This is a genomic window from Paenibacillus sp. J22P143, assembly GCF_059692035.1.
On record NZ_JCAUAQ010000025.1, the window covers coordinates 60410 to 81287 of the forward strand.

Sequence of the window (20878 nt, forward strand, 5' to 3'; positions counted from 1 at the left end):
TTCTATGTGAGATCTTTTATTCTAATAGAAGCTAGGTGACCCATTGGTATGAAAACCTTCACGAGATCACGAATCTCTCTGCTATATGTCATTTTAATTGTCGTTTTATTAATCATCGTCAATGTATCCAACAATTTGGCTTCTCGAAATATGGAGAATCAAAGCAACGCGATCGTGAACGAGGCTATCCCTATTTTAACGACAGCCAATAGCTTATTGACCAACCTAATTAATCAGGAGACAGGCCTTCGCGGCTACGAACTAGCCGGAACTGAACAATACCTTGAACCCTATACGTTGGGTAGAGAACAAGTCGCCTTGGATTTAAACACGCTGTCCACGTATGACAAAAAATATCCAACACTACAAATCATTATCGATACACAAGCGGTACCTGCCATTACGAATTTGCAAAAGTACTATGATACCACCCTGGAATTATTCCGAGCTGGCAAGATTGAAGAAGCGAAAGCCCGTGTCAACGGCGGCAAAACATTAATGGATCGTTATCGCGTCGCTCATAAGAGTATCGAAAACAATATCGAACAGATTACATCACAAGCTTATTCCTCTTCACATCAAGCAGCCTCAACCGCTCGCATGATCACGAGGATCGGCAGCCTGATCGCCCTTCTTGCAGGAGCCCTGTCGATTACGATTTCCTTACGATCCCTCCAAGCAGAGAAAGAGCTTCGCAAGAGTGAGGAAACGTACCGCTACATGGCGGAGAGTCTAGAATCTCAGAATGAGGAAATTATTGCCCAACAGGAGGAACAGCAGATTACTCTAGCCAAGCTGTCTGAACGAGAACGGGATTTGGAGCTGATCTCCTCCTACCAAGAAAAGCTCACCGGCTATGTGAAATTAACTGATTTCTTGAAACATACTTTGCCCGCCCTATTAAATTCGCTGGCGCAGGATGCCGCTTTGGTCGTCTTAGAGCGTCGCTCAGAGGACGGGACGTTCTCTTATGATGTTATCCATTCCATCGGCTATCCCAAAGGTCATATTCAAGCTTCTCGCAGCGAGCTGTTCGGACCAGCTCGACGTGTTTTTGACGAAGGTAATTCTGTCATCCACACCCGTGACGTGTCCGGGAATGAACAAGGTGTCCATAGCGGCGTGATGCGAGCCATCGACCAATACGTTCCCCTCACGGATGATAAGCAAGAAGTCATTGGCTTTCTCTTACTAACGAATTACCAAAGCTCGCTCTATCAAGATGACAATCTACGTTTGACCAAAGGATTAGTCAAACAATTCGGACTAGCTTTCTATGCACAGGTCGTGAATGATGAGAAGCTGCAGCAAGCGGAAAGCCTAGCCAAGCTGAACGATCAACTCACTGCAGAGAAGCAGCTATTAGAAGGACAACATGATCTCATTCAAAATATTTTAGAATCGGCCCACGAGGGCATGATGATGTGTGATTCCCAAGGTACGATCCTCTTTTCCAATCAACGTATGAATCAGTATTTCGGACTTAATGAACGTATCAGCCAAAACTTAGTCGCTTGCAGCTATGAGATCGGAGCCACATCTCCTAGTTTTCACGGGGTAGCCGCTTCCATCGAAGCTTTGATTGATCGCTCTCTATCTCATCTGACACAGCGCTTTAACTTCCAACAGGACGAGCAGCTTCAACATGCGGAGCTATACGCTACGGTTGTTAGTGAGGGCACCGAGCAGCAAGGGTACTTATTCGTTTTCCGTGATCGAACAGAAGAAGAACGCGTTGATGAAATGAAAAATGAATTTATCTCCATTGTTTCACATGAGCTGCGAACTCCACTGGCTAGTGTGCTTGGCTTTATCGAAATTTTGCTGCATCGTGAGCTTCCGCAAGAGAAGCAAAAACGGTACATGGAAACCATTTACAACGAAGCACAGCGCCTATCGAATTTAATCAATGACTTCTTGGATCTGCAGCGGATGGAGTCAGGTCGTCAATCCTACAACTTCTCACCGATTAATCTAAAGTCCGTTGTCACTGAAATTGCAGAGCAATGGCAGGATAAGCAGCTGCATCAGATTGTCCTACACCAACAAGAGCCCGAACTGTGGGTACGGGCAGATGTTGATCGTATTCGCCAAGTATTTGATAACCTCATTAGCAATGCTATTAAATACTCGCCAGCGGCCGATCATATCGACATTCACATCTCGACTCACGAAGGTAAAATCACAATTGCCATTCAAGATTACGGATTAGGTATTCCGCAAGATGCGAATAAGCATATGTTCTCGAAATTTTTCCGTGTCGACAACTCCGACCGCCGTCAGATTGGCGGTACTGGTCTCGGCCTAGCCATCGTGAAGGAAATTGTGGAGGGCCATGGCGGGGATATCTCTTATACGTCTGAAATGGGACATGGCACCACGTTCCGAATTGAACTAGATCAATATGAAATTTCAGGCTTAGACGGGAAAATCGTGATATTCGAAGATGATGATAACCTAGCCAAATTAATTCAAGTCGCCTTGCATAAGCTGAGTCTACCTTCCATCCAGCTACGTTCCGCTGAAGAAGGGATGATCGCGCTGCGGCGCTGTGAGGGCGAAGGTCCGATTTTATTCATCGTGGACATTCACCTCGAAGGCGAGAAAACGGGCTGGGATTTCATCGCAGACCTGTACAAGCACCCCGTGCACGCACAAACGCCGGTCATTGTTTCGACTGCACTCGATCCGCCTCACGATTATTATGAGAAGGAGATTCAGAAATATCTGAAGAAGCCGTTCACGATGGAACGACTCGTGCAGGTGGCGAAACGCTTGCTCGACAACAAAAGCAGCTTGGCTTATGTTTTTCCTGCCCAAAACAAAGAAACACTTTCAACCACCTTACAACGCAACGGGATTAACGTGCTGAAAATGCAAGAGAATCAAGATATGATTGAGGTCGATATCATCAAGCCTCAATCGGACAAGTAGAAGACATTCCTCAAAATGACGTTATTCCTGTCGTGAGAACAGCCGTGAAGCATAAAAGGATGCAAAAGTGCATCCTTTTTTAGCCAGTTACCCTCTCAATCTGAAATGCTTGCGAAAGTGCAACTATTTCTGCTGCACTCATCATTTTTAATCATTTTTGATCCTAAAGGATGTACTTTCTGCACTAATTTATCTAGGTTTAGCTGTTTCCCCCGAAAATAAGTGTACTTTAGCATCTTTGAGTATGTAGACCTCTGAAACCATAATGTACAAAAAATGAAGTTGGTTACAAAAACAATCGAGCTACGCGCAAACGCCTTAGCTCCTTTTGTATGTCAATAATAGTTCCTTATGGCACAGCCTCTTTTATTTCAGAAGAGATTTTTATATTATTGTGAGAAAACTCTAATCGAAGCCATACATTGATGAGCGACCCCGCGTTTATATGTAAGTTTTATCGCCAATAAGAAAGCAGTTTTTCGAGAACCGAAAAACTTTAACTTTCTCATGGGAGAAGAAGAGGGATTTCCCTGCAGAATCGCCAATATATTAGTGAAAGTAGAGGTTAGTGAAGAGAAAGGGTGTGCCTCATATGACAAAGCTTGAATCCGCTTCCAATCCAGCCCCCGGACGTAGTGTTTGGGCGTTATTTTTCTCCCTGCCGATTTTCGCATGGGCGATGTACGATTTTGCAAATACCATTTTTTCTTCCAATATCGTAACTGTGTTCTACCCGTTTTACTTGAAAGAAACCTTAGGCAGCACCGAGGAGATGGACCAGATTGCGAGTACTTTCATCACCTACTCCAATTCACTTTCTAGCTTCTTCTTGGTGCTTTTATCGCCTTTATTCGGGGTTTGGATTGATCGCACAGGTAAAAAGAAAGCCTACCTCGTCCCCTTCACGCTCATCGCGATCATTGCGACACTCCTCATGGGGGCATCGGCCTTATGGAAGACGGAGCAAGAGTGGCTAGGTCTCAATACGTCGATTATCGGTGTCATTCTTTTCTTCATGATCGCGAAATTTTTCTATAACTCCAGCTTAGTATTCTATGATTCCATGATTTCTGATCTAGGCAATGAACGTGAGATTCCCTTGATCTCCGGCTTTGGTGTCGCGGTTGGTTATGTAGGCACGCTCGTCGGCCTTATTGCTTTCCTATTCGTTAGTGATAATCACTTCGAAAGTACCTTCATCCCAAGTGCCGTCATGTTCCTCCTTTTCTCGCTGCCGATTATGTTCTTGTACAAAGAGAAGTCTCAGAAGCCCGTGGCTACCAATAAATCGCTGCTTAGCGGATATCGTGAGATTTGGGCGACGTTTAAGGAAGCTCGGAAATATCAAGCAGCCTTCACGTTCATGATCGCTTACTTCTTCTTTAACGATGCCATTGCCACAGCGATTGCTGTCATGGCCATTTATGCGAATACAGTCATGGGCTTCTCGACAGGGCAGTTCATTCTACTCTATCTTGTGTCCACGGTGTCTAGCGTTATTGGTTCCTTCCTCTTCGGTTATGTCACGCGCAGCATCGGCCCTAAGAGAGCGGTAACCATCGTTGCACTTGTTCTTATTGTAGCTATCTCACTCGCCGCCCTGGCGACGAGCCAGAGCATCTTCTGGGTAGCAGGCAGCCTATACGGCGTCTCCATGGGCGCTATGTGGGTGACGTCTCGTACGCTCATCGTACAGCTAACGCCGGAAGAGAAGCGCGGCCAGTTCTTCGGCCTGTTCGCCTTCTCGGGCAAAGTGTCCTCCATTGTCGGACCTCTGCTGTACGGCTCGATCACATGGGCGTTGGCATCCTCCGGTAACTTAGCCAGTCGTGTGGCATTGGGCTCCTTACTGGTCCTTGTCATCATCGGGCTCATCGTTCACATGCGGGTTCCGCAGAAATTGCAAAATCCTGCATAGTTCATGTACAATTACTTTTAACTAGAGGAAAGCAGGCACAGAAAACACTAGAGCATTTAGAGGCTTTAGTGTTTTTTTGCAAGCATCCGCTGTCACACAATACTTCCTAGTCAGGCACAGCTATCATCGTATAGGCGTTCTCATCAGAGAGAGAGGGGAAATGATAATGGCTTTACGGTACAAGCGAGTCCTCATTAAACTTAGCGGCGGGGCTGTAGCAGGTGACAACTCATTCGGATTCGACCCTACACAGCTGGATCATATTGCCAACGAAATTATGACCGTCGTGGATTTGGGCGTTGAAGTATGCCTCGTGATAGGCGGAGGAAATATTTTCCGAGGTAATATGGGTGAAAGCTGGGGCATCGAGAAAGCCGAGGCTGATAATATTGGTACGCTTGCGACAGTCATCAACAGCTTGATGCTTCGCGGTGTGTTGAAGGCCAAGACCGAGGCCGAGGTGCGCGTTATGACAGCGATTCCGATCGCTTCTGTGGCGGAGCCCTTCATTCGTTTACGAGCCATTCATCACTTGGAAAAAGGGTACATCGTCATTTTCGCCGGCGGGAATGGACAGCCTTTCGTTACGACAGATTATCCTTCCGTGCAACGTGCCATTGAAGTGAATTGCGATGCGATTCTCGTGGCCAAGCAAGGTGTGGACGGCGTCTTTGACAAGGATCCGAAGCACCACAAGGAAGCGCTCCAGTACAAATCACTCCATTATAACGATGTGATTCAGCATAATTTGAAGGTGATGGATCAATCCGCCTTTATTCTAGCGCGGGACTACCATGTACCGATTCATGTGTTCAATTTCGATAAGCCTGGCTCGATGAAGGATATTTGCGCGGGGCTTAATACAGGTACAATTATTAGCGGGGCATCTGAACTCATTTATCATTAACATAAAGCAAAAAAGGGGATAGACAGCAGAGCGATCTGCTGCGCTATCCCTTTTTTTTAGCCGAGGAGGAGCACGTAATAGTTATTGGCGTTTTTCGTTGCAAACCCACAGGATTCATACAGGCCGAGCGCCTTCTCATTTTCAACCGATACTTCCAGCTTAATGTCCGCCGCTTGATCTTGTTCCTTGAGTGCCGTAATCGTTTGGCTTAAAATCTGACGACCATAACCCATGCTCCTAAAGGTTGGCAACACGCAAAATCCGTAAATAAACCCGCTTGCTCCTGGCTCCACCATCGCACCAAGTTTTCCAATCGGTTCTTTGTTCTCGCCAAGCTCCGCAATCCACGTCCGTTCCTTGTCACCTGTAATGGTTTGCTTTACGTATTCGCGTGTATCGACTTCTGTCATATCGAAGCCCGACATATTCAACTTGACTAAAAGCTCGGTATCCTCAACACCCGCTAAGCGAATGCTTAATTCGGTTTGAGGGGGAACTGGTGGAATGATATGTTCTTTCATCACCATCACATACTCAGAAAAGGAGTAAACTGCGCCCAGCTTCGTCAGAAAGGCCTTCCCGCTTGCCGAGCCATGCTCATTGATGAAAATAAGCTTAGGAACCTCTCTTTTCCTGCACTCTTCCCTCGCCGTTTGAACAAGTTGATTGAAAATCCCTCGGCGCCGTGCCTCCGGATGCACCATACCGCTGATTTCAACTTCGGTTGAAAGGAAGCTGTAGATTGCCAGAAAGCCGATAATACGGTCATTTTCGTAATAAACAAAATCATTCGTCACCAAAGCAGGACGGCTGGATAGTGTGCCCCAGTTTAGTTTAATTTCGATGCCTTCATGCGCATTGCATATCTCCCACAGCGCTCGGACTTCCTCCAACTCTTCTGGGGATAGCCCCGCTCTTGCATATATACCTTGTTTCATTATGTTGTCCTCCATTACTCAACTCATTCAAATGGACTTACCTGCTGTCATTATACATGTCTGGGCGCAGGCGTGGTAAGCTAAAGCTTGATTCTATTTATTTTTTCGGATGTGCGGTGAACGATTTCCACCTGCTGTTCGTACTATTCTTGAAACCAGGCAGAGAGGATGTTCAATCACTTGGAAGAGCACGATCTTATTCGGCAAGCCAAGGTAGGCGACACGATCGCTCTGTCTCAGCTGCTGCAGCGGCATTATACATTCGTCTATAAGTATTTGGTCAAAATCACGCTGCATCCGTCTCTAGCCGAGGATCTTACCCAAGAAACGATGGCACGATGTATTGAAAAAATAAAGCTCTACAACGGGACTTCGAAATTCTCGTCCTGGCTAATTACGATTGCTACTCGATTGATGATTGATCAGAGCAGACGGCGCCGCTTCGAGCGCAATTGGCAGGAGAAAGAGGAGCAGCAAGCTCTCCGCCTGCTGCAATGGCAGTCTCTTTCACTGGGTGACGAATGGCCTGATGTGCTGAATGCTCTGGCCGAGATGCCGCGCGAAAGCCGCGTCCCACTCATTCTTAAGCATTACTACGGATATACGTACGAAGAAATTGGCGATATGCTCGCCATCGCGGAGGGCACCGTCAAGTCCCGCGTGCATAACGCACTGAAACAACTGCGGCAAGAGCTGGCGAATGATGAAGGAGAATAACCAGACAACTGGCAACCCAAGCGGAACGAATAGCTCGCCTTTTGGCGATTTGCCGGTCACCGTGCGGATCAGCCTTTCATTCAAAGCATGGAGATAAACGAGGAGGTCACGAATTATGATCGATATCAATTGGGCGATCGTGTTGCCACTACTAGTCATACAGCTGTTGCTTATGCTAGTTGCGCTGATCAATTGCTTGCGTGCGGAACAGACGAACGGACCGAAATGGATGTGGACACTAATTATCATATGCATCAGCATGTTCGGGCCAATCACGTATTTTGTCTTTGGAAGGAAAAACGATTGATGACGCTGCTCGAAGTGAGGCATCTGACGAAACGGTTTGGCGCAACCGTCGCCGTGAATGACATTGATTTCAGCATTGCAGTAGGGAGCTGTGTGTCGTTGCTAGGTCCCAATGGCGCCGGCAAGACGACGACTCTCAAAATGTTATCTGGATTACTGCCGCCTACATCAGGCACGATCTTATTCCCCGGACTAGAAACGGCGGATATTCGCGAGCATATCGGCTATTTGCCCCAAATCCCTGCTTTCTACAACTGGATGTCGGGCCGAGAATTTCTGATATACGTCGGCAAGCTGGCTTTCGTCGGCAAAACAGAACTGAATAAGCGAACAGATGAGTTGCTTGAACTCGTTGGTCTAAAGGATGCGCGCAATCGTCGTATCGGCGGGTACTCGGGAGGCATGCGGCAGCGACTCGGTATCGCTCAAGCCATGATTCACCGTCCGAAGCTGCTCATGCTCGACGAGCCCGTGTCGGCGCTTGATCCGCTCGGCCGTCGCGAAGTGCTTGAGATGCTGCGTGTCATTAAACGGGAGACTACGATCCTTTTCTCCACACATGTGCTTCACGACGCTGAGGAGATTTGCGATGACGTGCTCATTATGCGCGGTGGTGAAATCGCCTTGTCCGGCACCTTGCACGCGCTCCGTGAGCAATATCGCCAGCCAATCATTCGTGTAGAAGCAGACGTTTCGCTTGAACAATGGAGGAAAGCCATCGAGCTGCTTCCGCTTGTTGACCAGGTTACCGGGACAGGAAATAGCGCACGTGTCCATGTGCAGGACTTGACTGTTGGAAAACAGGAACTGTTAGCTGATCTTGTCCGCCGCGGCATATCCGTGAGTAAATTCGAAGCCGGGCATACGTCACTTGAAGATTTATTCATGAAAGTGGTGGGAGAATGAATCGAATAAGCCAATGGCTGACGTTGTATCGCAAAGAAATGCTTGAGATGTCTCGCAATGCCAAATGGATCTGGGTGCCACTCGTCTTCATCATGATTGGTGTCATGCAACCCGTAACGACATACTATACGCCCCAAATTATCCAAAACATGGGCGGTTTGCCGGAGGGAGCTGTCATCGAGCTGCCGATACCATCGCCGCAAGACGTGATCATCAAGACGATGTCTCAGTTCGGAACCATCGGGATGCTTATCCTCGTGCTTGTATCGATGACGATCGTCTCGGGAGAACGGCTGAACGGCGTGGCCGGGATGATCATGATCAAGCCCGTTCCCCATGCATCGTATATAACTGCCAAGTGGGCTGGCATCCAAACGCTTGCGCTCGTATCGTTCGGCTGCGGATATGCGGCCGCTGCCTATTATACCATTGTGATTTTCGGCCAAATCGAAGTTGTGCCTCTCATGCAAGGATTCGCCGCTTACGGTCTATGGCTCGCGTTCATCGTTACAGTGACGGTTGTCCTCGGCACTTGGCTTAGAGGCAGCGCTGCGATTGCGTTTACAGCTATCGTGATGGCCGTGTTGCTCTCGATTGCGGGCAGCTTATTCAAGCCGTATATGGCTTGGAGTCCATCCATGCTAACGAGCCACGCTGCGGCTCTCGTTACGCAAGAACAAGCATCAGATCGGCTTGTACTATGCGTCCTATCGTCATTTCTCTTCATCACGTTACTTCTTGCACTTGGGGTACGCTTATTCAAAAGCAGGAGCGATTTAACCGGTTAGCGAACGCCTTTCTGAGGGTCCGATTTGATTCTGGGGAAATTGGAAAATCGATGGGTGAAATCCCGCGAGTACAATGCTGAGAAAGAACTACGAAAGGAGCTGAAACAGATGGGTAAGGATTTGAAGGGGCGGCATGGGGCCCCTAAGGACAACGCTCCTCAGGGCGACGGCGGAGAAAAGACGGTGAGCGAGCTGCGCGAGGGGCTGGACCTGCTAGATGCCGCCATCCACGTGCCGATGCCAAGCGCAGCTTGGTTTGAGCAGCATATCGCCGTTACGAAGAGCAAGCAGCGGTCCAAACTGTTACGTGACTTACTGATGCTATGGATCGGCGCGCTGCTCTTGTTCTATGTGTATTATCTAACGGTAACAGCTAGACCGATTGCCTTCATCTCCATACAAGCCGCGGCTATCTTGATTCCGCTAGTTTGGCTGCTCGTCAGAAGGCAGGTGGCTTCTCATGAAAATGACTAGCCCTAAGGTCGATCATCTTCCCCTCTGGGCATGGATGGGTATCGCTTTACTGTTACTGGTACAAGGTACATGGTTGTACATTGATTCGCGGAGACAAGGTGCTCGTTACCCTTGGTTTTGGGGCATTTGGGGCATCCTTTCAGCTCCGCTGCCATCCATTGTTTATCTTTTTGCAGTGAGAAAAATCCACCGCAAGTAATTCTTCAAAGATTAGCTTCGCCATCTTATTCACATACAAACGGGTGCCACTTTGGCAGTCGTTTTTTTATTGAGCGCCACGACTGTCTTATCTGTAAATATCTTGAATTCACAAGACTATATTGACTTCACCATACGACTGGGCTATGATTTGGATGTTATTTTACTAACTTAGTAAATTAGTAATTCAGTAAATATTTTTTTAGAAAGGAATGAGTCACTTGTTCACGAATCGCTACGTTCGAACAATTCTCCTATCCCGTGTGCTCCTGCAGCTTGGCATTTGGATCCGAAATTTCGCCATTCTCCTTTATATCTCGGACATTACCTTCAATAATCCACAGTATGTATCCTTGATTTCCGTTGTGGAGACAGCACCTATTTTCATCTTCGCCTTTATTGGCGGCACGTTTGCCGATCGTTGGCAGCCGAAACGGACCATGGTTTGGTGCGATCTTTTATCTGCTGTAACGGTGTTCCTTGTATTACTTACCCTGCTATATGGATCTTGGTATGCCTTGCTAATCGGGACGTTCATTTCCGCGAGCTTATCGCAGTTCTCACAGCCTTCCGCTATGAAGCTCTATAAAAAGAATGTACCCGCGGAGCATCTTCAAGGTGTAATGGCGATGTCTCAATCTCTCGTAGCGATCTTCATGGTGCTGGGCCCTGTGGTAGGTACGTTCATCTATCTGAACTACGGCGTCGAAGCTTCTCTGATCCTCACGGGCGTGATGTTCTTCGGATCATCCCTAGTCCTCACTTTCCTACCGAAAGACGACGTAGAAGAAGCCTCCTCTAGAAGCACAAACTTCTCGAAAGAGCTGGCAGCCGGCCTGCGCTATGTACAATCCAACCATGCGCTCAGAACGCTTAGCCTCACCTTCGGTGTTACTGGATTAGCCGCCGGCTTGATTCAGCCACTCGCATTATTTATCGCCATCGAGAAATTAGGGCTGAGCAAGCAGTCCTTGCAATGGTTTCTAATGGCGGGCGGGGCTTCAATGCTTATAGGCGGGGCTGTCATAATGGGGATTGCAAAGAAGGTTAAGCCTCAATGGTTGCTCGCAACTGGCTTACTAGTTAGTGCCATTTGTACAGTAGGTGTTGGAACATCAACACTGGTTTCTGTCACGATCCTCCTTCAAATCGTAAGCGGATTGTTCTATCCTTGCATCCATGTTGGTATTCAAACCCTTATCGTACGTAACACGGAAGGTCCATTTATGGGGCGAGTTGGCGGTGCAATTACACCGATTTTTATGGGGATGATGCTGGTGGGGATGGCGGTGTCTGGATACTTGAAGGATGCAACGTCGTTGTTGACGGTTTATGTGTTGAGCGGTGGGTTGCTTGTGGTTGGGGTTATGATGTTAAACCCGCTTCTGCGGAAAAGACAACACAAAGCGAAGCAACAGGCCATGTAGCACAGTCCTCAATTGGTCATGGCGTTGTAGCTGCTAGGCCATCAGCCCCTTCACTTCGCGCGCTTCCCTAAAGCGTACTCCTCCGGCGTCTGACCAAGTAACGATTTGAAATCTTTAATGAAATGCGACTGATCATGATAGCCGAGATCCATCGACAGCTTGGCCCAATTATGCGTATCATTGCTATCGGTGGTCTCTGCTGCGCTTTGGATGCGTGCGATTTTGATCACCCACTTCGGGCTAACACCGACATACTGATCGAAAAGTCGCTGCAGCGTGCGAATGTTCATTTGAAAATGCTCACAAATAGCGTCAACCTTGGTGATCTCAGGCTGTCCATACACATAATCTACAATCTGGTTAACTAGTGTGACCTGTTCATCCTGTGCTGGCAGCTTGGAGCGAATCATGCTTTCAACCAGACTAATGTTCAGCCCATCATCACTATGACTAAACACTTGAGCTTCCAAGGTACGCGGGTCGGTGCCGAAGACATCCTCAATATTCAGCGGATTGTTCAACATGCTAGACACGGTTTCTTGCACAAAAGGGTAAAAGCCGCCTGGCTTAAATTTCACGCCGAACACACTCCCTTGTCCCTCTAGGTGATGTCCGTACTTCTCTTTGCCAGGACCGTAAATCGCCGTTTTTCCTGGCTCTACAACGAGATTCACGCAGGGATTAGGAATAACATGCTGTGTATAGGGTTCTTTCCCGGCCAAGTCCCACTTGACGACCCAATAATGACGAACGAAAAAAGCTATATCCTCAGCTGGAGCATAGCGACAAAGCTGAAATTTGTGACCGCCCTGCTGGAAATTGATGATACCCAAGCTAGGCATCGGGGAATTCGTATTCGCATTCGTAGACATGTCAAACACTCCTTGTCGCGTTTTTACAATACATGGGAATACTAGATCGATTATGATAGGTAGGATCACAGAAGCGAAGGAGTGCGAGCGGTTATGGAGCTGAAGTATGAATTTTATATTGGTGCAAGCACGAAGCAAGTTTGGGATATTCTCATCACACCAGAGGGGACACGTCAAATTTTGTTCGGCAGCGTGCTCCAGTCCACTTTTGAAATAGGATCCGATTATGCCTATGTAGGTCCTGGTAATGATGGCGAGGAAACGGTCCATGTGTATGGCAAGATTTTGGCCTATGAGCCTGAGAAATTACTTAGCTGTACCGAGCATGCAGGTCCTTCATACCGGGATAACCATGCTGAGTTTGAATCGCGTATGACACTAACCCTAGACACTGTTGGCAATTGTACGAAATTAACGCTCGTGAACGATAACTGGACGCCAGACCACCCGAGTTTTGAGTCGACAAAGGCTAGCTGGTGGATGATTCTGAGCAACATCAAGACGTTAGCGGAGACAGGTAAAACGCTAGATTTTGGTTGGTAGATTTTTGGCAAAGTTAAAAATGCAGAAAAAGCAGGAGTCCATAACGGACTCCTTTTTGCTAACCCCGTTACAACGGTAGAAGCGCTAACGTCTCTTTCCCTTCCAAGCCAGCAACCATCGCTTCCCAAGCATGCGGCTTATTCGCGAGCACGGCATAATACCGTCGTAAGAACTTCGCAACCAATGCGGCACTAATTTCCGTCGCGTCTTCATCGGTCGGCAAGAAGCAAAAGTCCAGCCCCTCCACCGCTTCCCCGTTGTTTTCCCAGGATGGATGCACATACGTAAAGTCGATCCGCTTATAGCCAAGATGCGATAACACCTCACGTCGAACGTAAGGGTCCATCGGCTTTACACCGCCAAAAGCATACCCTTCGATCCGATACGGATCGTAAATTTCTGCGAACATGCCTGCTATCTGCTTACCTGATTCTGCCGCTAATCGCTCCAGATCCTGCCACCTTTTTCGCGCAAGAAAGCGTCCAATCCCAAGCCCCGCCTGCCCAATAATCGTAAAGTCCGTCATGGCCACTTGGTCATCCTCATAATAGCGATACTCCGTCGTGCCGACCACCTTGCCTTCATGAACCGCAACAAACACCCGAATACCCGGATCTTCTAATGGCTCCTTCCATAATGGATAGTCGAGTACTTCCTCCGGCGGAAATACCTCTTTCATCAGATCATGCATCGATCGAAACAGTGGATCCTCAATACTCGTTATGCGTATGAACTCCATAAGGTCAAATCACTCCTATTTCTATTGTTTAAAAGGGTTACGCCACTCCATCAACAGCGCATGATTCAGCGATTCCTCATCCTCCAAATAATTCGCAACCACGCGCACCGGCGTCCGGCCGCATCGCAGTAAAAAAGTAACCACCGGGTCCTTCAGCGTCCCCGCCATCACAGCCGCCGCATAGTCATCGACACTCATCTTCTCCGCCACCTTATGGTAACCTGGCATGCGTCCACCTCCGAGTAACCGAGCCAACCCCAGCTGCACCACAACCTCATACATGGATTGCATGAGCCATTTGCCGAGACCAAACTTACGGTAAGCTGGCATGATACACACATCCACAATATACAGCGTGTCACCATCTGGAAGATGCGTGCGGATATACCCATCATCCGTCATTGCCGACCAGCTATGATCGACTGCCCCCGCCATCTGCTCACTATTAACGCGCAGTCCCGTGATCGAGCCCACAACCTGGCCACCTACCTCCACACACAGCGCCCCCTCAGGAAACCGGGTCACATGCTCCGTGAGCTGCTCCTTCGTCCACCAGAGCTCAGCTGGGAAAGGGGGCGGAAAGCTCATCTGCTGAACGCAAATTAGCGCATCGAAATCCGCCAAGCTATACGTGCGAATGACCGCCTCCACAGGTGTATCCCCATCAAACACATAGAGATGTTTTCTCATTGTCTCATGACCAGTCCGTGTATAAATCGGTTCGGCGGTCTCGCCAGGTGGTGACGGAGCCTCGCTCCCGAACGAGTGTCAGCAGCGACAGATCAAGGTCGGCGGTCACGACCATATCGCCGTTAATCTCACCCTCGACAAGGATGCCTTTCGGCGGAAATGGCACATCATTTGGCGTAATGACAGCGGCTTGTCCGAAATTCGCTCTCATGAAATCAACGGTCGGCAATGCACCAACAGTCCCCGTCGTCACTACGTAGATTTGATTCTCAATCGTCCGAGCGTGACAGGTGTAGCGTACCCGATGGAAGCCGTGCCGATCATCCGTGCAAGAAGGAGCAAACAGCACATCTGCGCCACGCGCTCTAGCCATCCGTACAATTTCCGGGAATTCGACATCGTAGCAAACCAGAATGGCAATTCTGCCTTTATCCGTATCAAAAACCTGCAGCGAATCCCCCGCACCCATGCCCCATTCCTTCACTTCGGTCGGGGTAATATGCAGTTTTTTTTGCTCGCCAACTCGTCCATCTGGGTAGAACAAAAATGCCGTATTGTACAGCTTGTCACCCTCTGCCGTAATGTGCGTGCCGCCAATCACATGCATGCCCGTTCGCTGAGCCAATCCTTGAAATAAATTGCGATAAGCCTCTGTAAAAGTAGGTAGTGCCTCTATCGGTAATGCTTTGCCGTTTGCGTCGCCAATGGACATCAGTTGTGTGGTAAACAACTCCGGAAATAGCACGAAATCCGCCTCAAATTCCTGCGCCACCTTCACATAATGCTCCACCTGTGCGGCAAACTCTTCAAAGCTGCTAATCGTATGCAAATGATACTGCACGGCTGATACCCGCATTTTCATTGTGTACCTCTCCTCCCTTGCCTCTACCTTTTAGTTTACTAAATTTTGTAACTCCTTTCCATTCTCGCAACCCAACTTTCCCTATGACAGCACACGGGGATGTGATACCATTAAATCGACAATTTATCCAATAATCCTACAATAATGGAGTGCTACTCATGCATCCTACACTAACCATGTTCATTTCAATAGTCGCAACCTCGGGCGTTTTTACAGCCTTCCTATGCATGTATGCCTTTATCAAGCGCAAAGAAATACCTGGTGCCTATACATTCGTCATCTATACGGCTGCTCAAGCTATTTATATTTTTGCTCACGCTTTTGAAATGGCAAGCGATACGTTAGTTGAGGTAAAAGTCTGGACGATCTTCGAGTATATTGGCATCGCGGCTGCGCCTGCCATTGGCTTACTGATTGTCATGCAATATGTTGGCATGAACTTGACTCGCAGAAGAATAGGGGTGCTCTTCCTTATTCCAGCCATTACCTTCTTCATGGTGGTGACCAACGATTATCATCATTTGTTTTATAAAGAAATCTATTTCCGCGAAAATGCACCTTTCCCTACTACGGATATCGTCATCGGACAATATTACATCGTCCACGGGGCTTATACGTTCGGATGCATGCTGGCAGCGGTCGTGCTGCTCTTGCGCAGATGGCATCAAACTAAGAAAGCTTACCGTTTGCAGCTGGTGACCTTAATCATGGGGCAGTTCATGCCGATGACGGGAGCATTTATTTATTTGATGGGCCTAACACCGTTTGGCATTGATCCTGTGCCGATGATTCTTTGTGCGACTTCTGCCATGTACATCTGGGCGATTGTGTCCACAAAGATGCTGACGGTCATTCCGATTGCGAAGGATCGTATTTTTGAAAGTATGCGCGAAGGCGCTGTCGTGCTGGATTACGCAGATCGGCTTGTCGACTTCAATGGCGCAATCAGTTATATGTTTCCGGGCTTAACAACAGAAATGCTCGGATTAACACTCGATGAAGCGTGGATTCGGTTGTCGGGTACGCCATTTCCAGTGGTGCGATCCCAAGATGGTGCCCAAGAAGAATTTGTTTGGCGTGCGGACGACGGCAAGGAGTTCTTTTATCAGACCCGTTCCTCCGTTGTACGGGGACGCAGTGAGGAGACGATCGGGAGCCTGCTCATGCTGATCGACGTCTCCGAGCAAAAGCTGCTCCAAGATCAATTAAAACAACTTGCCTACTATGATGGCTTGACGAAGCTGTTAAACCGTACGGAGTTTATCCGTCGTAGTAAGGCTGTATTGGTAGAAGCTCAGAATAGCAACGCGTCTACAAGCATCCTGCTATTCGATATTGATCATTTCAAACATATCAACGATACCTATGGTCACGATGTTGGCGATCTCGCGATTCAGCATGTGGTGGCGATTGCTAGAAGGCTCGAGGCAGACGTGCCTGGTGTGCTTATTGCAAGGTATGGCGGCGAGGAGTTTGTCATCGCCTTGCCTTCCTGCTCGCTAGACGACGCAGCCCTAGTAGCGGAACGGATTCGAGCACAGCTCGCAGCGGAGCCAATGAGCGGAATCTACGGCTCGATTGCCGTTACAGCGAGCTTCGGATTATCTGAGGCCAATAGCCGTGGGGATACCTTGGAGATGCTTCTGAAGCATGCGGACACGGCCTTGTATCAGGCCAAACGGGCAGGTCGAAATCAGGTGCGTGTGTTTGACGAGCATGTTGTGATGGGTAGTGGCGGTTAGTGATCGCCAACGGTGGCTGTTACCCATAATTAGAAAGGGAGTTCCCCTCTAAGGGAACTCCCTTTGCTATTCGGACCGACACTCGCCGTCCGTCAAAGTGAACTTGCCTAGCTGAATTGGTACTAACTTTTAAGATGCTGATCAACATTTACTAGGCTTGACGACTACACTTAATTAACTGTCGATTCCGCTGTTTTTCTTCGTAGCCGCCCTGGGTATTGCATCAACGGCAGCATTCCCGCTTGCCATGGAGATTCAGGGACATATGGCGGGCAGTGCTGCAGCGCTACTTGGTGTCATTTCGTTCTTGCTCGGAGCGGTCGTCTCTCCGCTAGTTGGCAAAGCGGGTGAAGACACTGCTGTCCCGCTGGGCGTAATTATTTTATTGACGAGTGGCGCAGCGATGCTGTCTTACTTCTATCTAGTAAGAAAAGCTCAGCGTGGAGTAGCTTAAGTTAGAAATTTGTGGTGAATGAAAAACCAGTCTGTCATAGTAACCTAGTGATGGACTGGTTAACGATAGCATTAATTAATACGGAATAATCAGTCATAGATAAACGTGTAAGTTCGCCAAGAATTGAAGGGCTTATGAAATGAGGGATTATATTGCCATTACTCAACTGATAACAGTGGCAATTGCCGTTTTAATTGTTTCATTGATTTTCAAACGTGTTATGGCCGCTCAATCTTCATGATTAGGTTGCGGGAAAGCTCATTATCACCACCATTACCTCGCTAAAAAAGAACGGAGCCACTAGATTGAGTGGCTCCGTTCTTTTTAGCGAGGTAAAACATCCGTGGAGATATTAATTTTCCCCGTGGAATCTGGTTTAGAAATGTAATAAATTTTATTTTGATTTGAAATAAATAACCATAGGTCGCCATTTGGCGTTGATGCAGTAGATACGCCGCCCTGGTTTAGTGAAATATCACCACGAATGTTTTGGAGCTGCTGGGATGGAGCTATTGTCGGCTGTTTTAATAAATTATAAATAGTAAGTCCAAAATTCAGAAGTAAACTTAACGATAAAACAGTGTAAAGAAATTCTTTTCTCATCTTATCCTCCAATTAAAGGTTTTTTTCTCAGCATAATCCATTTTCGATTGAGAGTCACCTTTTATGAAGAAATCAATGAGATTTAATTATCAACTGAGAAGTAAAGCCAAACAGGGGCGTAACCGGATACGAGTTGCCCCGATATAAAGTCACCGCTCGGATAACCAAAAGTATCAATGCCAACAGTCCAAGCTGCATAGGATGCTTGCATATAAAAAGCACGGCTGTTTGATGAACTTAATTCCGGAGGACCGACTAAAGTTGTTGTATTAGTTACTGTTGATTTTACTGAACCAGTATAATTACCAGTTAATGAGGCATTCCACACATCCTTTCTCCCACCTGAAACAGAACCAGTGATGCTGGTTGTTACAGTGCGTTCCATAGATGTAGTTGTAAGTTTAGTTTGTCCTTTAGCAACAGACTCATAAAGAATGTAAGGATCACGATAAACGTCATTTGAAATCAGTTGCTTCGTACGTACTTGATACGTTTCACCAAAGTCATACCAAGCTTGAGGCGACACTTCTCCAGGATTAGTTAGAGAATTAGCAGCGTATGGTAAATAAGGTACACTGGGTGTAGGTGTAGCTGGAGCTGGAGCGGAAGCGGAAGCGTCCATTATTTGAATGGTTATTTGTTTAGCATTGGGGTAATCCTTTTTTAGTTGCTTGATATAACTTTCACTTAATCTTGTTTCTAGAGCGGGATCTTCAAAAATGATAGTTGGTGAGGAAACCTTTTGTTTTTGTGAACTTTCTACATTTAAATTACTTTTTGTAGTTTCAGCAGCATACGCAGAGGCACCAGACTACTATGTCTGGTGCCGCCAATAGTTTAACAAAAATAGCTAAGAAGCAGGCCACTTATTTGAATTTTCGGCCCTAAATCAATCATGATTAAAGCAATAAATTCAAATAAGGCGAGGTAAATGTGAAGGGGTATGACGTAAGATTGAAGGGGTCACTGCAAAGTTGGTTTCCTTTGTGTTATCCGATAAACAATGGAAAGGTGAAGTCGAAGGTTTTGACAGCCCTTCAGCGTACATATGGGCATCTAATCGATGAAAATGTTAATACACTTATACTTCTTTCTACTATGTCAAAAAAAATCCCTGGTCATCAACCCGACCAGGGATCCAACATCTACTGCTGCGCGAAGCCCACCGCAGCCAAAAACCGTCCGAACGCCGTTTGCCCGGCTTCGTCACGCTTGAAGACGCCCGCATCCGCGAGGACGTCCATGAACTTGCTGCCGACCTCGGTCTGCAGCAAGGCATTCGCCGCGCCCTCCGACAGCGCCGCGCCATGCTTCGCGAGCAGCGCCGCGATCCAATCCGCATGCTTATGCAGCGGATTGCTCTCGTCGCTCAGCTCGCGGCTGATCTTGGCTTCGCCAGTGAGCAGCTTGGCGATGTCCGCCAGCTCCTCTTGCAGGCGGCCTGGCAGTACTGCCAGCCCCATGACCTCAATCAAGCCGATGTTCTCCTTCTTGATGTGGTGCAAGTGCTGATGCGGATGGAAAATCCCATCCGGATGCTCGGCGCTGGTGCGGTTGTTTCGCAGCACCAGGTCAAGCTCGTACTCGCCGCGCGCATTGTTGCGGGCGATCGGCGTGATCGTGTTATGCGGGATCCGCTGTCCGTCCTTCTCGCTGAACGCGAGGACTTCCGCTTCCGCATCACTGTAAGCACGCCAGTCGTCGAGCAGCTTGCTCGCCAGCTTGTACAGCTGCTGCTTATTGTGCCCGCTTAGGCGCAGCACCGACATCGGCCACTTCACAATCCCGGCCTTCACGCCTGCAAAATCCGCATGTGAGAATGCTCTCTCACTAGGAGCTTTTTCCATCGGGAATTTGTGGCGCCCGCCTTGGAAATGGTCGTGGTTCAGAATGGAACCCCCGACGATCGGCAGGTCCGCATTCGACCCGATGAAGTAGTGCGGGAATTGCTCGATGAAATCAAGCAAACGGTAGAACGTATTTGCCGTTGTTTTCATCGGAATATGCTTCTCATGGAAGATGATGCTGTGCTCGTTGTAATACACGTAAGGTGAATACTGCAGGTACCATTTCTCGTTGTCCAGCTCCAGCGGGATGACGCGCAGATTCTGTCTAGCCGGGTGATTCACACGGCCTGCATAGCCCAGATTGTCTACGCAAAGTAGACATAGGGGGTAGCTGCTTTGTGGCAGCGTTTTGAGCAGCGCAATTTCCTTCGGATCCTTCTCCGGCTTGGAGAGGTTGATCGTGATTTCCAAATCACCGTAGGCCGTTTCAGCGAGCCAGTAGGCGTTCTTGGCAATGCGATCCATGCGAATATAGTTGGAATCAATCGATTGCTTGTAAAAGTAAGCCGTCGCCGCTTCCACATTCTGTGTTTTCGCCAGTTTCCAGAATTGACTCACGACCTCGGAAGGTCGAGGCATCATAAGCCCCATAATGCGTGCATCTAACAAATCGCGGTATGTCGTCGTATTCTCTTCCAGTAGTCCCGCTTCCCAAGCTGCATCCAGCAGCTCTTCCAGCAAGCCAACCGGACTGCTCAATTTCTCCGCAGGCACTTCCCCCTGGAAAGGCTCCGCCAGACCGAATAAATCCAGCAACGCATTGCGCGAGGTATAGACATCCAGCTGTTCGATCAACCCATTCTGGGTGGCGAATTGCAAAAGTCTTTCTATCGTTAACGCTGCGTACTGCGGCGTTTGTAATGTACGTTCCATAGTGCCACTTCCCTTTCTGATGAGAGAACCTCAACCGAAAGCCTGCAAATATGCATCTTTTTGCTTGTTACTTGCCACGTTTAGAAAGAATACCTGCAAAAGTGCATCAATTTGTGCCTCATCCACGGAAATCTCGTCAT

General features: G+C 48.0%; 21 protein-coding genes. 13 read left to right on the plus strand and 8 right to left on the minus strand.

Annotation, left to right across the window (positions count from 1 at the left end):
- The first annotated feature begins 48 nt into the window (after positions 1 to 48).
- From AC58PQ_RS24190 to pyrH, 3 genes are all read left to right on the plus strand, one after another.
- Entirely contained in the window at positions 49 to 2934 is a 2886-nt protein-coding gene (locus AC58PQ_RS24190; RefSeq protein WP_497246141.1) for an ATP-binding protein, read from the plus strand.
- Positions 2935 to 3517: 583 nt separating this feature from the next.
- Positions 3518 to 4852, plus strand: a complete 1335-nt coding sequence (locus AC58PQ_RS24195) for an MFS transporter (protein WP_497246143.1) — start codon at positions 3518 to 3520, stop codon at positions 4850 to 4852.
- Between the two features lie 166 nt (positions 4853 to 5018).
- Positions 5019 to 5759, plus strand: a complete 741-nt coding sequence (gene pyrH / locus AC58PQ_RS24200; RefSeq protein ID WP_497246145.1) for a UMP kinase — start codon at positions 5019 to 5021, stop codon at positions 5757 to 5759.
- Between the two features lie 56 nt (positions 5760 to 5815).
- Here pyrH and AC58PQ_RS24205 read toward each other — a convergent pair whose 3' ends face one another.
- Entirely contained in the window at positions 5816 to 6697 is an 882-nt protein-coding gene (locus tag AC58PQ_RS24205; RefSeq protein WP_497246147.1) for a GNAT family N-acetyltransferase, read from the minus strand.
- Between the two features lie 180 nt (positions 6698 to 6877).
- Between AC58PQ_RS24205 and sigY the strand changes: the two genes are divergently transcribed.
- The 7 genes from sigY (at position 6878) to AC58PQ_RS24240 (ending at position 11513) form a co-directional block, all read left to right on the plus strand.
- Positions 6878 to 7414: an RNA polymerase sigma factor SigY gene (sigY, locus tag AC58PQ_RS24210; protein ID WP_497246149.1), complete on the plus strand. Its 537-nt coding sequence runs from the start codon at positions 6878 to 6880 to the stop codon at positions 7412 to 7414.
- Positions 7415 to 7529: 115 nt separating this feature from the next.
- Positions 7530 to 7721, plus strand: coding sequence for a PLD nuclease N-terminal domain-containing protein (locus AC58PQ_RS24215; protein WP_497246151.1), 192 nt, complete (start codon positions 7530 to 7532; stop codon positions 7719 to 7721).
- A complete protein-coding gene (locus tag AC58PQ_RS24220) occupies positions 7721 to 8626 on the plus strand; it encodes an ABC transporter ATP-binding protein (protein WP_497246153.1) in 906 nt (301 codons plus the stop codon). The genes AC58PQ_RS24215 and AC58PQ_RS24220 overlap by 1 nt, the downstream gene beginning before the upstream one ends.
- On the plus strand, positions 8623 to 9414 hold the full coding sequence (locus tag AC58PQ_RS24225; protein ID WP_497246155.1) for an ABC transporter permease: 792 nt from the start codon (positions 8623 to 8625) through the stop codon (positions 9412 to 9414). Before AC58PQ_RS24220 ends, AC58PQ_RS24225 begins: the two co-directional genes overlap by 4 nt.
- A gap of 108 nt (positions 9415 to 9522) precedes the next feature.
- Entirely contained in the window at positions 9523 to 9888 is a 366-nt protein-coding gene (locus AC58PQ_RS24230; RefSeq protein ID WP_497246157.1) for a YxlC family protein, read from the plus strand.
- Positions 9875 to 10087 carry a sigmaY antisigma factor component gene (locus AC58PQ_RS24235; RefSeq protein ID WP_497246159.1) on the plus strand — a complete coding sequence of 71 codons (213 nt, stop codon included), beginning with the start codon at positions 9875 to 9877 and terminating at the stop codon, positions 10085 to 10087. Before AC58PQ_RS24230 ends, AC58PQ_RS24235 begins: the two co-directional genes overlap by 14 nt.
- A 220-nt stretch (positions 10088 to 10307) precedes the next feature.
- Positions 10308 to 11513 carry an MFS transporter gene (locus AC58PQ_RS24240; RefSeq protein WP_497246161.1) on the plus strand — a complete coding sequence of 402 codons (1206 nt, stop codon included), beginning with the start codon at positions 10308 to 10310 and terminating at the stop codon, positions 11511 to 11513.
- Positions 11514 to 11563: 50 nt separating this feature from the next.
- Here the strand turns inward: AC58PQ_RS24240 and AC58PQ_RS24245 are convergent, their stop codons facing one another.
- Complete coding sequence (locus AC58PQ_RS24245) at positions 11564 to 12385, minus strand: DUF6597 domain-containing transcriptional factor (protein WP_497246163.1); 822 nt, start codon at positions 12383 to 12385, stop codon at positions 11564 to 11566.
- 93 nt (positions 12386 to 12478) lie between these two features.
- Between AC58PQ_RS24245 and AC58PQ_RS24250 the strand changes: the two genes are divergently transcribed.
- Complete coding sequence (locus AC58PQ_RS24250; protein WP_497246165.1) at positions 12479 to 12928, plus strand: SRPBCC domain-containing protein; 450 nt, start codon at positions 12479 to 12481, stop codon at positions 12926 to 12928.
- 67 nt (positions 12929 to 12995) lie between these two features.
- Here the strand turns inward: AC58PQ_RS24250 and AC58PQ_RS24255 are convergent, their stop codons facing one another.
- Genes AC58PQ_RS24255 through AC58PQ_RS24265 form a run of 3 tightly spaced genes read right to left on the minus strand, consistent with a single transcriptional unit; the run spans position 12996 to position 15219 of the window.
- Positions 12996 to 13667 (minus strand): GNAT family N-acetyltransferase, encoded by a 672-nt coding sequence (locus AC58PQ_RS24255; protein ID WP_497246167.1) that lies wholly within the window; start codon positions 13665 to 13667, stop codon positions 12996 to 12998.
- A gap of 21 nt (positions 13668 to 13688) precedes the next feature.
- Positions 13689 to 14357, minus strand: coding sequence for a GNAT family N-acetyltransferase (locus AC58PQ_RS24260; RefSeq protein WP_497246169.1), 669 nt, complete (start codon positions 14355 to 14357; stop codon positions 13689 to 13691).
- A 4-nt stretch (positions 14358 to 14361) separates the two neighbouring features.
- The gene (locus AC58PQ_RS24265) at positions 14362 to 15219 is read right to left on the minus strand and encodes a carbon-nitrogen hydrolase family protein (protein WP_497246171.1); all 858 of its coding nucleotides are present in this window, start codon (positions 15217 to 15219) and stop codon (positions 14362 to 14364) included.
- Positions 15220 to 15377: 158 nt separating this feature from the next.
- On the opposite strand from AC58PQ_RS24265, the gene AC58PQ_RS24270 reads away from it, so the two are divergent.
- Positions 15378 to 16961: a histidine kinase N-terminal 7TM domain-containing diguanylate cyclase gene (locus AC58PQ_RS24270; protein WP_497246173.1), complete on the plus strand. Its 1584-nt coding sequence runs from the start codon at positions 15378 to 15380 to the stop codon at positions 16959 to 16961.
- A 265-nt stretch (positions 16962 to 17226) separates the two neighbouring features.
- Entirely contained in the window at positions 17227 to 17415 is a 189-nt protein-coding gene (locus AC58PQ_RS24275) for a hypothetical protein (protein ID WP_497246175.1), read from the plus strand.
- Between the two features lie 324 nt (positions 17416 to 17739).
- On the opposite strand, the gene AC58PQ_RS24280 is transcribed toward AC58PQ_RS24275, so the two are convergent.
- The 3 genes from AC58PQ_RS24280 to AC58PQ_RS24290 all read right to left on the minus strand — a co-directional run bounded on the left by AC58PQ_RS24280 (position 17740) and on the right by AC58PQ_RS24290 (position 20738).
- Positions 17740 to 18018: a hypothetical protein gene (locus AC58PQ_RS24280; RefSeq protein WP_497246177.1), complete on the minus strand. Its 279-nt coding sequence runs from the start codon at positions 18016 to 18018 to the stop codon at positions 17740 to 17742.
- A gap of 82 nt (positions 18019 to 18100) precedes the next feature.
- Complete coding sequence (locus AC58PQ_RS24285) at positions 18101 to 18544, minus strand: hypothetical protein (protein WP_497246179.1); 444 nt, start codon at positions 18542 to 18544, stop codon at positions 18101 to 18103.
- A 619-nt stretch (positions 18545 to 19163) separates the two neighbouring features.
- Complete coding sequence (locus AC58PQ_RS24290) at positions 19164 to 20738, minus strand: UDP-glucose--hexose-1-phosphate uridylyltransferase (RefSeq protein ID WP_497246181.1); 1575 nt, start codon at positions 20736 to 20738, stop codon at positions 19164 to 19166.
- Positions 20739 to 20878 lie beyond the last annotated feature (140 nt).